15 protein-coding genes and 2 pseudogenes are annotated in these 12,836 nt (G+C 65.0%); 3 read left to right on the top strand and 14 right to left on the bottom strand.

What is annotated here, in order from left to right:
• Positions 1 to 106 precede the first annotated feature (106 nt).
• On the top strand, positions 107 to 382 hold the full coding sequence (locus tag ACCC97_RS11010; protein WP_186454222.1) for a transposase domain-containing protein: 276 nt from the start codon (positions 107 to 109) through the stop codon (positions 380 to 382).
• 288 nt (positions 383 to 670) lie between these two features.
• On the opposite strand, the gene ACCC97_RS11005 is transcribed toward ACCC97_RS11010, so the two are convergent.
• From ACCC97_RS11005 to ACCC97_RS10950, 12 genes and pseudogenes are all read right to left on the bottom strand, one after another.
• Complete coding sequence (locus ACCC97_RS11005; protein ID WP_145745787.1) at positions 671 to 1,207, bottom strand: GNAT family N-acetyltransferase; 537 nt, start codon at positions 1,205 to 1,207, stop codon at positions 671 to 673.
• Between the two features lie 499 nt (positions 1,208 to 1,706).
• Positions 1,707 to 3,077 carry an aspartate aminotransferase family protein gene (locus ACCC97_RS11000; protein ID WP_145745788.1) on the bottom strand — a complete coding sequence of 457 codons (1,371 nt, stop codon included), beginning with the start codon at positions 3,075 to 3,077 and terminating at the stop codon, positions 1,707 to 1,709.
• Positions 3,078 to 3,288: 211 nt separating this feature from the next.
• Positions 3,289 to 5,259 (bottom strand): DUF3363 domain-containing protein, encoded by a 1,971-nt coding sequence (locus ACCC97_RS10995; protein ID WP_145745789.1) that lies wholly within the window; start codon positions 5,257 to 5,259, stop codon positions 3,289 to 3,291.
• Positions 5,260 to 5,634: 375 nt separating this feature from the next.
• A complete protein-coding gene (locus ACCC97_RS10990; RefSeq protein ID WP_145745790.1) occupies positions 5,635 to 6,147 on the bottom strand; it encodes a S26 family signal peptidase in 513 nt (170 codons plus the stop codon).
• Positions 6,144 to 6,674, bottom strand: a complete 531-nt coding sequence (locus ACCC97_RS10985; protein WP_145745791.1) for a DUF2840 domain-containing protein — start codon at positions 6,672 to 6,674, stop codon at positions 6,144 to 6,146. Before ACCC97_RS10985 ends, ACCC97_RS10990 begins: the two co-directional genes overlap by 4 nt.
• Positions 6,671 to 6,934 carry a chromosome partitioning protein ParB gene (locus ACCC97_RS10980; RefSeq protein ID WP_145745792.1) on the bottom strand — a complete coding sequence of 88 codons (264 nt, stop codon included), beginning with the start codon at positions 6,932 to 6,934 and terminating at the stop codon, positions 6,671 to 6,673. The genes ACCC97_RS10985 and ACCC97_RS10980 overlap by 4 nt, the downstream gene beginning before the upstream one ends.
• The gene (gene parA / locus ACCC97_RS10975) at positions 6,931 to 7,692 is read right to left on the bottom strand and encodes a ParA family partition ATPase (RefSeq protein WP_261380354.1); all 762 of its coding nucleotides are present in this window, start codon (positions 7,690 to 7,692) and stop codon (positions 6,931 to 6,933) included. The genes ACCC97_RS10980 and parA overlap by 4 nt, the downstream gene beginning before the upstream one ends.
• Positions 7,693 to 7,892: 200 nt before the next feature.
• A pseudogene (locus ACCC97_RS10970) lies at positions 7,893 to 8,717 on the bottom strand (replication initiator protein A); the annotation flags it as partial.
• 26 nt (positions 8,718 to 8,743) lie between these two features.
• Complete coding sequence (locus ACCC97_RS10965) at positions 8,744 to 9,040, bottom strand: helix-turn-helix transcriptional regulator (protein WP_225612725.1); 297 nt, start codon at positions 9,038 to 9,040, stop codon at positions 8,744 to 8,746.
• 92 nt (positions 9,041 to 9,132) lie between these two features.
• Positions 9,133 to 9,675 carry a DUF2285 domain-containing protein gene (locus ACCC97_RS10960; protein WP_261380369.1) on the bottom strand — a complete coding sequence of 181 codons (543 nt, stop codon included), beginning with the start codon at positions 9,673 to 9,675 and terminating at the stop codon, positions 9,133 to 9,135.
• 67 nt (positions 9,676 to 9,742) lie between these two features.
• Positions 9,743 to 9,928 (bottom strand): transcriptional regulator domain-containing protein, encoded by a 186-nt coding sequence (locus tag ACCC97_RS10955; protein ID WP_225612727.1) that lies wholly within the window; start codon positions 9,926 to 9,928, stop codon positions 9,743 to 9,745.
• A 125-nt stretch (positions 9,929 to 10,053) separates the two neighbouring features.
• Positions 10,054 to 10,395, bottom strand: coding sequence for a DUF2958 domain-containing protein (locus tag ACCC97_RS10950; protein ID WP_145745794.1), 342 nt, complete (start codon positions 10,393 to 10,395; stop codon positions 10,054 to 10,056).
• A gap of 143 nt (positions 10,396 to 10,538) precedes the next feature.
• Between ACCC97_RS10950 and ACCC97_RS10945 the strand changes: the two genes are divergently transcribed.
• The gene (locus ACCC97_RS10945; RefSeq protein ID WP_145745795.1) at positions 10,539 to 10,856 is read left to right on the top strand and encodes a helix-turn-helix domain-containing protein; all 318 of its coding nucleotides are present in this window, start codon (positions 10,539 to 10,541) and stop codon (positions 10,854 to 10,856) included.
• Between the two features lie 12 nt (positions 10,857 to 10,868).
• Here the strand turns inward: ACCC97_RS10945 and ACCC97_RS10940 are convergent.
• Positions 10,869 to 11,215 (bottom strand): annotated as a pseudogene (locus ACCC97_RS10940) (DUF2958 domain-containing protein).
• Positions 11,216 to 11,809: 594 nt separating this feature from the next.
• A complete protein-coding gene (locus ACCC97_RS10935) occupies positions 11,810 to 12,118 on the bottom strand; it encodes a DUF736 domain-containing protein (protein WP_145745991.1) in 309 nt (102 codons plus the stop codon).
• Between the two features lie 175 nt (positions 12,119 to 12,293).
• On the opposite strand from ACCC97_RS10935, the gene ACCC97_RS10930 reads away from it, so the two are divergent.
• A complete protein-coding gene (locus ACCC97_RS10930; RefSeq protein WP_145745796.1) occupies positions 12,294 to 12,677 on the top strand; it encodes a hypothetical protein in 384 nt (127 codons plus the stop codon).
• Positions 12,678 to 12,836: the final 159 nt, after the last annotated feature.

The following is a 12,836-nucleotide window of genomic DNA, read 5'->3' as shown; positions in this document are numbered from 1 at the left end:
ACGCAAAGGCCGTGCCGATCAAACGCCGTTGACCTGTTGAATACTTGTCCAATGCGGAGCGCCTTGGCGTGCAGTCCGTCCGATCCTCCGCAGCTCGTCAGAGAGATTGCACAAGGCAAGGCCCGTTGCCGATGCATTGCACGCATGGAAACAACTGGGTGGAGGCACCCGAGGCAACTGGCTGTTCGCGGGTTCACCGTGCGCGGATCGGCACGGCCTCCGCAGCGATGAACTTGATCCGGTCGACAAGTCGCCCAAGCTCAATCAGCTCGATCCGTACGCGTACTTGAAGGACGTCCTGCTTGTGCCTGCCACGCACAAGGTGTCGCTTGTCGGCGAACTGCTGCCGCATCGCCGCCAACCCGGGGCATCCGCTGCCTGACATTCGTACATGTGGGGCCAGCGTCAGGCGCAGAGGGTCGCGATGTTCCGCGAAGTACTGAGCCTCCTAAAGGAACCCACCTCAGGCACGATCGCTTGTGGGATTCCAAAAAACCCAAACGCCGACATATGTTGGCGCATCTGCCGACCGGCTCCGGAAGCGAAACCCCGGCCAGCGCGGAAAAACGGTTTGCCTGGCCAAGCGAGATCGAGCGGCAAGGCCATCGTGCTGATCCAAGCGCAGTTCGGTGTGCTGGTTACGATGCGATTTACCGAACAAGCGCCCCCCCTAACCCATGAGCTTCTCAAATCTGAACATGTCCCACCTCCCGGGGAGACCTGCAGGCTGGGGATGCTCGGGATCGGGATGGTGCCGGTTGTAAAACTCTACAATTTTGAATCCGCATTTGTTCACGTAGAAGTGGATATTGCGTTTCTCAAAATACGGCGTGTGCGTTTCCCAGACTTTCGTCTCAGGATAACGAGCCTCGATGACCTTCCAGGCCTGGAGTCCGACGCCACGGCCGTGAGTGCCAGTCGACACAAAAAAGAGGTCCAGCGAGTTGTACTGGGTGGCCTCGTCAATTCTCAGCACTACACCACCGACCCGGGCTCCATTCATCAAGATGTGACAGGTGACGGCACCCGTCGCGCCAAACGATTTCTCCATGTCCTCATCCGAGGGGATGGGCTCGTCCGGGCTGGTGCACAGGGCTTCGACCATGCCTGCAGCAAATGCTTTCTGCAGCTCCCGTTTGAATCCCCGCAGATCCTCCTTGCGAGCAATCTCGAGTGTCAGGCAGATCTCCTGCCAATTTTTCTTCACGACTTCTGCTCCTGTGCCACTCGCCGCAAGGCAATAGTGATAGAGGTCTCATTCATAGTGGTTTGAAGCCACTTCGCCGAGCGCCATCACGCAAGGGATTTTTTTGACTTGCGAGACTGTTTCATCCGCCGTCATCGATGCACGATCGCGTCAGCGACCACGGCGCCTCCCATTGGGCACACAGCGGAGCACCTGTTCGTGGCGTCCGGCAACGCAAAGCTCACAACCAGTTCGCGGCAGCTTGGCGATGGACAAGCCGCGTCCCACCTCACCGCACTCCCGGGCCGCGCTACATGAAGCCCATAGTCCGCAAACAAGCTGGCTCTTCTGCGCGCAGGCTAGGCCGAACGGGAAAGAATCTTGGTGCGCGGTGTGCAGATACCCCAGCAACGAAGGCCTCGATCATCCGCGTGCGGCACCATGACCTTTTCGCAGCCACGCAGCGTCTCCCTTGCCGCTGGCAAGGTGGTGCATATCGGCTCGTCGCGTTGCGGCCCCGTCAAAGCGTGGACAAGCCCCGTCCAAAGATGTCAAGCGCCTTGAACAACAGCGATCGCGGAATCGTGAGCGACGGCATCACGCGCATCACATTGCCATAGCGCCCGCATGGCACCATCATCACGCCGTGGCTCAGAACATAGCCCATCAGCTCGCCAATCTTCTCGTGGCTCAGGGGCTCCTTGGTCGCCCGATCCTGCACCAACTCGATACCGATCATGAGCCCCAAGCCGCGGACTTCGCCGATGAACGGACTGTTGAGGCCTTGGATGTACTCCTTTGCCTCCTGACCAAGCGAGCGAGCGCGATCCAGCAGACCCAGCGAAGGATCCTGCAACAGACTGATGTTGGTGAGCGCAACGGCGGCGGAGACCGAATTGGCTGCGAAGGTATTCGGTACTGATCCGTCCGGAATCTTTGCCGCTAGGTCTGAGCGCATCACGAGTCCTGCCATAGGGACATCGCCCCCGATGCCCTTGCCGAAGGTGAGCATGTCCGGCTTCACGCCAGAGTGCTCCACCGCCCACATCTTGCCGGTCCGACCTGCGCCGGCTTGCACCTCGTCAACAATTAGCAGCGCGCCACTGCGATCACAGGCCTTGCGCAATATTTGCAGGAACTCCGGCGCGGGCGGCACGTATCCGCCTTCACCCTGCACAGGTTCGACAATCACAGCTGCAACATCGTCGGCGGCCGTGTATGGCGTATTCAGAAGATAGTCGACGTACTCACCTGCGATCTGTTCGGCACTTTTTTGATTGGTGTCGAATGGAAACCGATAAGCATAAGGATAGGGCGCGTGAATTACGCCGCCCATGAAGGGAGCGTAGCCCTTGCGATAGGCTGTACCGGTAGTCAGCGCCACGGAGGCGTTCCACACACCGTGATAGCCCCCATGAAAAGCGATGATCTGGTGCCGTCCCGTGACGCGCTTGGCAAACTTCACTGCTGCTTCGAGCGCGTCGCTGCCGCCCTGCGTGAAGAACGTGATGCAATCGCCTCGCAGTCCTTCCGGCATGATCTCAGAGATCTTGGTGGCCAACTCCGTGCGCTTCGTGCTATTCACCTCCATGGCATGCATCAGCACTTCGGATTGCTCGCGCATGGCTGCGACCACCTTGGGATGGCAACGTCCCACACTGCTTACACCAACGCCAGCCGACAGGTCGATGAACGTATTGCCGTCGGGGTCCTTGAAAGTCACGCCGAAAGCGCGATCGATCACCACGGGCGCTCGACCGGCACCGCGCGCCATGGATTCGGTACGTGCCGACTGGGCCAGCGCATCAGCCGACTTCGGGCCAGGGAACTCGGCTGACACCATTTTCGGTGCGTCGGGGAAATTGAGGGCTTCCAGATCGGTCTCGGTCATAGTCATAGCTTTTCGGTCGGATTCGGGGTTGAGCAATCGCCGCATCGCTGCGACGGACAAGGACGGAGCGGACAGCTTCGTGAGGTGGCTAGGCCGCGAGGCGGCGGCTCTGCATTCATGAAATACGGTCCGACAACGCTTGGTCCAACCGATGTTGGCCGAGATCACCTCGGCTCGGTAGCCCGAATCGGCAATGCACGCCGGGCGGTCGTCATATGGAGATGCCCCGCTGCCGCCCCAACTGCCAAGTCACCGATTGGCCACGGCTGACGGCGGAGACCTGTTGACCCAGGTGCTGTTCAATCACAGGTCGCCAAGGCAGCAGGGCGAAACCCACCCCGTCATCGAGCATGGCGAAGCGACCACTGGCAAGCTGAATACTTCGGCGATAGGTGCCGCTGGCCCGCTCGCCGTCCTTCAGTCTCCGGTAGCTCCGGCCGGTCTGATCCTGCAAGGATTTGGCAGCTACCGCCAATTCCCGATCCCGCAAGGTCGACAGCAGGTCACGTGCGAGCGCGAAACGCCGACCTCGACGTTCGGCCAGGCGCTGTTCGATCAGGAACTCCGCGCGGCTGCGCATTGCATCGCGTACCTGGGTACCGAAGCCTTGCGCTACCAAGCCGCGGCCCCCATCGATCAATTGCCTGTCCAGCCAGGTGGCGCCGATGGCGCGTACCTGCTGATCGATGCGCAGGTGGGAGTGCAACTCGATGGTCGGTCCTGCAGCTTTCTGCGCATCGTGTTGTCGCGCTTTCACCGTCAGATCCGACGGCACCTTCCAGACGCCATCGGCCACACGCTCCACGACGCCCGCACGGCGCAACGCCTCGAGTCGGCGCACGTGGACATCCACGGCAGATCGAGGATCCGGATCGTTGGTCAGCTCGAGATGGGCCAAATGCTCGGCGGTCCTGTAGACGCCATCTCTCGAGACCGCCGCGATGTTGCGGTCCACCGCCCGCTCCTGCGCCGGCGGGTTCGCCTCCACAATCCCGCCCATCGGAAGCGCCGACAAGTCGGCGCCGACCGGCAGCTTCAGGTAGTGCGCCCGTCCGTCGACGCCATCGACCACCAGATAGCCTCGCCCGTGCAGTTCGTCGGCCAAGCCCTTGCCTGTGATGCGCCCGACGATGGACATTGTCGGGCTCGCCTCAATCACCAGCTCACGCTTGTCGCCCTTCATTGCCCGGTGCATCGCGCGCAGGATGTCTCCGCGCTCGCCCATCGCTGACAGGGATCGCTCCACGCCCGGCGCCAACTGCCAGTGGTTCGCGTCGAGCCGCTCGGCCAGCCCCATGGCGTCGAGCCGCTGCAGCCGGGCACGCAGCAGGGTCTGGCGCTGCCGCAGGTTCGCGGTCTTCTCTGGCGCCTGGGTCAGGTCCACCACATCGGCCGCCGCTTGCCGCAACAGCGTCCGGTCGAGGCTAGTCAGCCGCTCCTGCTCTACCTCTCGCTGCAGCCCTTGCCGGATCTCCAACTCGGTACGGGGCCCGAGCCACTCGGTCGCGATCTCGCTGGCACGCAACCGCATGCCGTGGGCCATGTAGTCCGGGGCGATGACCAGGTCCCGGCTCGCCCTCCCCTCGCCGACCTTGCCGCGCAACACGACGTGGGTGTGCGGGTTGTCCGTGTCCCAATGATCGACCGCGACCCAGTCCAGCCGCGTCTCCAGATCCACCTCCATGCGCCGCATCAGCTCGCGCGTGTAGCCGCGCAGGTCTTCCAGCTGCTCGGCGTCTTCGACTGAAACGATGAGACGGAACTGGTGCCTGTCGCCTCGGCCTCGTTCCTCGAAGGCCTTGAGATTCGCCTCGTCCGTGGCCGCACCGTAGGCTTGGCCGCGCTGCCCATCGCGCGTGACACCGTCTCGCTCGATGTAACGCAGGTGCGCGGCGACCGAACTGGCGCCGGCTTTCTTGAGGACCACGAAGCGGGACTTGATGACCACGCGCCGGGCGTTCGCCGGGAGCCGGTGGCCAGCCATGCCGGCAGCCACGCGGCCGCGGCCGAAGATGGATGCTGGCCGCCCAATACGTACACCTGAAGCATTGGCGCCGGCCTTCGAGGCCGCCTTCAGGACCTGCGAGACGAAGCGCTGCGAACTTGGCCCGGCGCGCGACCTCGGCGCCACCGGCTTGACGCGGAAACGCTCGCCATCCTGCGTATCTTTACGCGAGGCCATGGCGCAAGCTCCAGCGCAACACAACGCACGGCAACGCAGACGGCACGCAGACACGCTTGGCGGCGAACCGCGTTGCATGCCTGCGCGGCACAGGCACTGCAAGGCGCCGTGCCGCGCCAACCCCACGTGCAGACTGGATCGGCAGACGAAGGCGTGCCGCCCCTTTTATCTTGCCCTCCGTCTCCGCCTCCCGCCTCCGCTCCCGGCTCCGACCCACCGCCAGCCGCGCACCAAGTGCGCAATGCTGCCCGTGAGGCAGCAGCGGTGCAGCGCCCGCTGCACGCTGGCGGCGGACCGTCTGCACGATGGGATGCAGCGCCGACGCAGGTCCAGCTGCAGTTCGGCCGCATGCCCGGAGACAGAATGATGGGAAGTTCATGGCGCGCTCCATGTCCACAAGGGCTGCGCGACGCCGAGCACGGCCGACGCGGCGATGGGCCCGAAGTAGCGGCTGTCAAACGACGCCGGGTTCGTGTCGCTGAGCAGAAACAGCTCGCTCAGCGCCAGGGAACGGCATTGCGACCAGGCTTGCAGCGGACGATGCACGCCGTCATGCGTGCGCACGTTCGCCAGCGCGACGCCATCGATGCGCACAACCAGCTCTCGAACACACACTGATTGCGGCGCGAGCGCGCCGATGCGCTTGAGGATCGGCACGCCGTTCGGCAGGTAGCCGCGCTGCGCTGCGAACGCGGCCACGTCGGCGGGAAGCCGTACTAGCACGATGCTGCCAACGTGCAGCGAGTCAGGCGGCTCGATGCGATACCAGCCACGCGCCACGCTGTGGCTTGGGTTGTAGACCAGGCGCACCGGAACCTGCACCATGGCCGGCATGCACAGTGCCGCAAGGCTGATGCCCATGCAGGCGAAAACCATGCGGCGCATCATTGCAGTACCTCGCGCGCGAGATGCGCCGCATGCCGCTCGGCCGTGTAGACGGGCAACGGCTGACGCGCGGCCAGCCGGTTGCCGACTGTGCGCCAGTATGTGGCGGTGGCTGCGCACGGCTCGATGCCCAGCGCCTCGATGGCGTCAATCACCGCGAGCACTACCTTGACCTGCAACTCGCCATCGGCGCGCAGCAGTATGCGCGCGCCGGGTGCCACGCCGGCAACGCGCTGAGCGTCGTCAAATGGTGTCGGCGACTGCAGCACCATGAGCTGCCAGAGCGCCGTGCCGTAGTCATTCCCGATCCACTTCACGCGGCAGCAGACTTTGCGTGGCGTGAACATCGCAACACGCCGCCAACGATCCAGCACGATCTCGACGGTCGGCTGACCAAACCGCAGCCAGACGTTCACCCGATGCTCGACGAAAGCGAGCGAAACCCGCATTCCGGTGGCCCGCGGCGGCGCCATCGCTTGCAGCGAAGCCTGCGGGACGACTGGCGTCGGATGCGAAGCCGGCGCCGTCATGCCGCGTCCTCCGGGTATTCGCGCTCCAGCAATTCACGCAGCATGTCCGCCGCTGTGAGATCGCGCCGGAACGCCACGACCTTGATGCGCCCGCGCATTGCGGGCGTCACGTCGATGGTCAGCCGCGCGGTGTAGATTGATGCCTTCACCGGTATCTCTGATGCGTCGGGCTGTCGAACCCAGGCCGATGCCGGATCGGCACCGGGCCTGCGGCCAATGGATGCCCGGCGCGGCTTCGCGGATGGCAGGGGCTTGGTCATCGCAGCATCTCCCGCACCGCCTGCGCGAGCGCCGCGATCTCGCGTGCGGCTGCGCACTGCGGCGCCACTTCGCAGGCCAGGCGCCCCGCGGCGACGCTGTCGGCGAACACGATGCGCTGCGAGACTTCCGCCGTCAGCGCGGCGAACGGCTGATCGGCGAGCGCGGCGCGTGCCTCGCGCCCGATCACCGTGCCGACCACGCGCCGGTTGATGACAAAGGCCGCGCGCAGCGCAGGCCGGAACACCCGGGCCTCTGCAATGAGCTGCACCATCTCGTGGCTGGCCCACACGTCGTAGGCGCTCGGCTGCACCGGGATCAGCACGAGGTCGGCGGCCAGCAGTGCGGAACGCGCAAGGGCCGCGACGCGCGGTGGCCCATCGATCACCACGAAATCCGTCTGCAAAGCGATCTGCGGCGCCTCTTGGTGCAGCGAGTCCCTCGCCAGCCCGAAGACGCTGTACAGCCGCCCCTGCCTGTTCTGAAGCCGCCGTTGCGCCCAGTCGAGGGCCGACCCCTGCGGGTCGGCATCGAGCAGCGTGACGCGGCTTCCCTGCAGAGCCAACTCGCCAGCCAGGTGCGTGGCGAGCGTTGTCTTGCCTGCGCCGCCTTTCTGGTTAAGCAGCGCGATCACTTTGCCGGGGCGGCTGTCTTCTCTTGCCGGGAGGCAGTTCTCGGGTATTGGACCTGCCTGATTTGCAGTCGCTGAACCACTGCCCATTTTTTGGGCGTCCTCCGCTCGCGCGCGCGTGACTTCCATTTATGTATCCCTTTAGATGTTTAGGGAGCCCCGAAACCGTTGCTGGGCGCGGCTCGCTGGGTGTTTCGCGCCGGTGATCCACCGATAGAAGCGCCGGTGATACCCCGAGTCGCGTGCCGGTGATCCACCGAGTCCGTCCACACACCATCCACAGGTTCTTCAACAGAAGTTGTGAATAAGTTGCTCCTCGCGACGACGTCCGGGCAATGGCGGAACGCCAGCCATTCGCTGCCGCCGCTGCGCTCGATGAAGAGGCGATAGCCGGGCAACGCCTGGTGCAGAGCCAGGCCGCGCACATGCGCGGCGAAGTCGCGGTAGCGTTGGAGCGCACCGGACTTCAGGTACAGGTGGCGCATGTCGAAGCGCCAGCCACCGGGCTGCCGGCCGCCATGCTTGCGCACGAGCCGGTACAGCCAACGCTCGATGCCTCCGGAAAGCCGGAAGTACGTGGGGTCCAGAGTGAGCACCAGAGCCTCGTCCATCACGCCCGAGAAAAACCAGTCGGCCAGGATCAACTCGATGCCGTCGGCGCGGCCATCGGGCCGGATGTACTCCTTCCATTCGTTGATCCAGGAGAAGCGGTGCGTGCGCTTGGCGCCATTCGGGCGCTCCCGCTGGCGCAAGGTTGTCGCGACGGTTGTGGACTGCAGCCGGTCCAGCGCGGCGCGCAGCGCTAGGTAGTCGCTGCGGCCGGTACCTCGTTGCGCGAAGCACAGGATCTCGTAGGGCGTGGCCACCATCAGGCGCGAAGGCGCGATGCCCTCCTTCTTGGCCTGGACGATCTGGCTCGCGGCCCAGATCAGCACGTCGGCATCCCAGATGGTGGCGATGCCATGCTCAGGCACGCCCTCCACGTTGAGCGACACGCCGCCGGCCTCGAAGCGGATCGGCACGGTGCGCGGCGACTTGGCCAGCGAGAAGAACGGGTAGGCCATCAGGTCCTGCGCGTCGCGCAGCGCCATGTCGCCGCCCGGCAATGCGCGGAACAGTGACAGCTGTTCGCGTTCACTCGGGCGCTTCGACATAGAGACCGGCCCCTGCCCTGCATCGATCAGCGGACCGAGTCGCGCTGCACGTAGCCGGGATCGGAGGTCATTCCGTAGGCGCGGCTGTTGGCCCAGGTGCGCAGGTCCTCGACCGCGTAGACCACACGCGCGCCGAACTTGCGGAAGCGCGGGCCACCGCCCAACACGCGCTGTTTCTCCAGCGTGCGCGGCGACAGCCGCAGGAAGGCGCCGGCCTCCTCGGTGGTCAGGAACTCGGGGTTAGCTGGCGCGGCGGGTACCGCTTGCGCCTTTAGCGATGGCGCAGGGGCGCGGGTGGGATACAGGGAACTGGCACTCGCCATGACGGCCTCCATCACTGTCGGTGAGCCGCAAACCATTTGCAGCCCGATGGAGGCAGTCTCGGGAGTAAGGGCCTTCCTGCGCAGGGAGAGATTCAGCGCATCGGTTCGTCTCCGGGGGACTGTGCTACGGTGCGCCTGGCCCCCGCCAGGACCAGATAGCCGCCCCTCATGTACGCCTCGGCGCGCCGCAGCAGGTGCCGGACCTGCGCTCGCAGTTCACCATCGGCTTGCCAGCGCAACGCCACGGCTTCGAGGCCGAACAGGGCCTGAGCGATGTCGCGATGCGACGCGCCGGCCTGCGTGCCGTCGAGCGCCTGCAGGGCGCGAAGATGCAGCAGTTCGGCACGGCTAGCAGCCCGCACGCCCCCTGCCGCGGGTGAAAGGCCCTGCAGGGCCTGTGCCTGTACGGTGAATGTGTCGAGTTGCCCACGCAGGGCAGGGCCGAGCGGAACGGTGACGGCGTAGGCCGTCCCGTCGGCGAGGTCACCAGCCAGTGACGCATGCAAATGCTGCGCGGACACCTCAGCCAGCAGCGTCAGGCCTGCGCCGCCCAGCGCCAGGCGCTTGCGTCCAGGCACACGCCACAGGTCGAAGGACTGCTGGTCAGATGCGCTGCGCGCAGTCAATGCGCGCACGTGCAGCAAATCATCAGTCGCCGTGATCCAGAGCGGATGCGCCTCACGCGCGTCGAGAGTTGGATCTTCAGCGCCGTCGCAACCCCCATCGCTCGAACGATGCACCGCGCCGTGCCCAGTCCCTCTGGTACTGCGGATGGCGGCGCAGATACTCCCAAGCGAGTGCGGGACCATCGAGGCTCAGCGTGTACAGATAGGCGGCCGACACGCCCCAGGGTGCGTTCGGCTGATCTTCAATATTGCGGCCAGTCATGGCGAAACTCCGTTTTTCTTGCCTGGGAGTACGCTGCCACAGGTATGGCTGGCATGGCTGGCTTTTGCGGCGGTGCGCTGTCGCGCACGCGGCGACGCTGCCGCGCGACCCAACCGTCATGAAGCTCAGTCGTTGATCGACCCGTCGCGCTGTGCGTCTGCCACATAGGCTGACAGCGGCTGACGCGCGTTGAAATGCGGATCGGCCACGATGCGCAGGCCCTTGGGGCCGCGCACGCTCTCGAGCGCCGACAGGCTCACTCGGCCCAACTCGGGGAAGCCGGTGCCGGCATCGGTAAGCCCGTAGGCGCGATCGCCATCGGCATCGAGCTCGGTCAGTAGCCAGCAGGCGGGCGCGTCCAGCGTGTACAGCTTGACGATGGGATAGGGATCGATGGCCTGGCCAGTGGCGCGGGCCGCGCCGTTGGCCAGCAACTGGGTGCGCTGTTGTTCGGTGAGGAGGGTCATGGTTCCTCCGCAAGAGGGGTTGAAGCTACTGCCGTGAAGGGGGAAAGGACGCAGGTAAGTACTTCCAAGAGGCATTAATTAGACGCCAGATTGAGTTAAAGATAACGTGGTTTAAATTGTGCTGAACCGGGACGCTTCTGTCCATGCAGAAGCGAACCATCCAGCGTGGACGGCCGGCCGGCGCGACGACCTTCGAGGTCGCGCCCGCGCTGGCGTTCGGTGCCGTGGTGCGCGCACTGCGTACCGCGGATGGTGTTGCCCAGGAAACGCTGGCGCACCTGGCCGGCATCGAGCGTTCGCACATGGGCAAGATCGAGCGCGGCGAACACATGCCCACGCTGGTCCTCGTGCTCAAAATAGCCCGGGCACTCGACCGCAGCGCGGGCGAACTGCTGCTGGAGACGGAGGCCAGGCTTCCGAAGGAATGGCACCAGCCGCCCGCCGGACAAGCCGGCGACTGATGCCCGCAGCGCCTATGCCACGATGCGCCCCGCCAGCCGGGCTTCGCGTGCATAGGCGCTGATGGCTTGTCACCCTGGAAGTACAAGTCGCGCTCGATGGGCAGACCCCAGCGCCCTCGCAAGCTCTCCAACTCTTGAAGGCTCACGTAGCCCAACTCGGGAAATCCTTGCCCCAGATCGCACAGGCCGAAGGCGCGGTCCTGGTCATCCGGATCGATTTCGGTCAGGAGCCAGGTCGCACCTGCATTGGGCGTGAACAGCTTGACCACGGGATATGGATCGAATCCGTCGTTTTCGACGGATCGCCGGCCGTTGGCCAGCAGCTGCGCACTTTGTTCGTCGGTGATGAGCTTCGTCATGGTCTTTCTCCTTGGAAGGAATCCGGGCGGAATTGCCCGAGACCGGACGCAGCACGGCGCAGCGCAGCCGTCAGGGTTCGAAGACGGCCGCCAGGACGCCAGCGCGCAAGGCACGCGCCGACCTTGACGGCGAGAACGGCGTGCAACGATGAAGGGAACAGCAAGCCAGTCCCCCAACCACGGCATCCGCATCGCAAGCGCAGCGCGCAGCACCGCAGGTGCGAAGGCGTCAGCGATGGAAGCCCGAACGGGGCGAGACGCCATGGGCGGCTCGATGCGCAGCACGAGAGCGCGGTCCGGCATCGCTGGAGACGCACGGAATCGTGAAACCATGGAAGCGCATCAGCTGAAATCCGAGGAACCGTCATTCCGACTCCACACATCGACGTAAAACCGCAGGTCAGCACAAGCACGGAATCGGCTCTTCGACAAAGCGCAAATGCGGAGTTGCGCTTTTGGGTATATCCGCACATGCACAAAAAAGACGAGCCGCGAACACGAACGCCAACACGACGACGCCCGCGAACCTTCGCGGGCCATCGGTGCGTTCGGCAGAGAAAGCGCCCCCCCGAAGCGGGGCGCCGAGGGCGACGCTCAGTCGCCCTTGCTGCGCGACCAGATCAGGTTGTGCGCGCCGTCCTCGCCTTCGACCAGGCGGGCATAGATGGTCGCCGGGAACGACGGGTCATCCAGCGTCACCGACAGGTAGGGCCGATCCGCCTTGCTGACCTTCTTCCACGCCGCGCCGATCTCCAGGCCGTTGCCGGCGATGACGCGGAAGTCAGGGGCGTTTTCGCTCGTCTTGTCGCTGGCGGCGATCTTGACCTTGACATTCAAGGTCAGGGTGCGAACCGTGCCGGTGTAGCCGTTGCCCGAAGCGGTGAAGTTACCAATGGTGCTCATGATGAAGTCCTTTCGAGGTTGATCCAGGTCCGCGCCGATCGCGGCCTTGGCGTGATCCGGACGGCGCGGGGCCGGGCGCGCCGCACCCCAGGCGAAGCAGGGGCCGCAGCGCAGCGAAGGACCGGAAGGCACGAGAAATTTGCCTCGCGAGGAATCTGCGCAGCAGAGGGGAAATTTGTCGGGCCGCACGGTTGCGGCGAGGAAGCCCGAGGCGAAACGAAACGAAGAGCAGCGCCGCCGTGCCCGCGCCAGGATTCACGGCAAATACAAGGCCGTGGGCGTGGACCTGTTCTCGCAAAGGACGCATGAGCCTGGTACCCGCTCGAAGCAACAGCATTCCGGCATGGACCCGCCCGCACCCGAACGCCAAAGTAGCCGCCTCGCGAAGACCAGAAAGAACGCACCGCCGCATCGCAGCGGCATGGAAGTCGGCATCGGCGAAATGGAAGGGCATGGCGGACGGCCTGTCGAAGAAGGCCTCCGTCGTTCACGGTGGCCTGCCGCCAGCGTCGAGGACGACGCTGCATTCCGGAACCCAGCGCAGCCAAGCCTGTCGTGAACCCGCTCCGCCCATCGGCGGGGCGCACTCCCGGAAGGTCTCAGCGGCGCAGCCGCTGGATGTCAAAACGCGCGCGGCACACCTGCCGCGCGCGGCGCGCCGCTTAAAAAACCCCCGCCCCCAGGCCCGGGCGGCAGTTAACGCAGTAGCGGGGGGGGC

It is taken from the genome of Variovorax sp. Varisp85, from assembly GCF_047304045.1.
GTDB lineage: Bacteria > Pseudomonadota > Gammaproteobacteria > Burkholderiales > Burkholderiaceae_C > Variovorax.
Note: the sequence above shows the minus strand (reverse complement) of the source record. Positions and strands in the feature narration are given on the sequence as shown.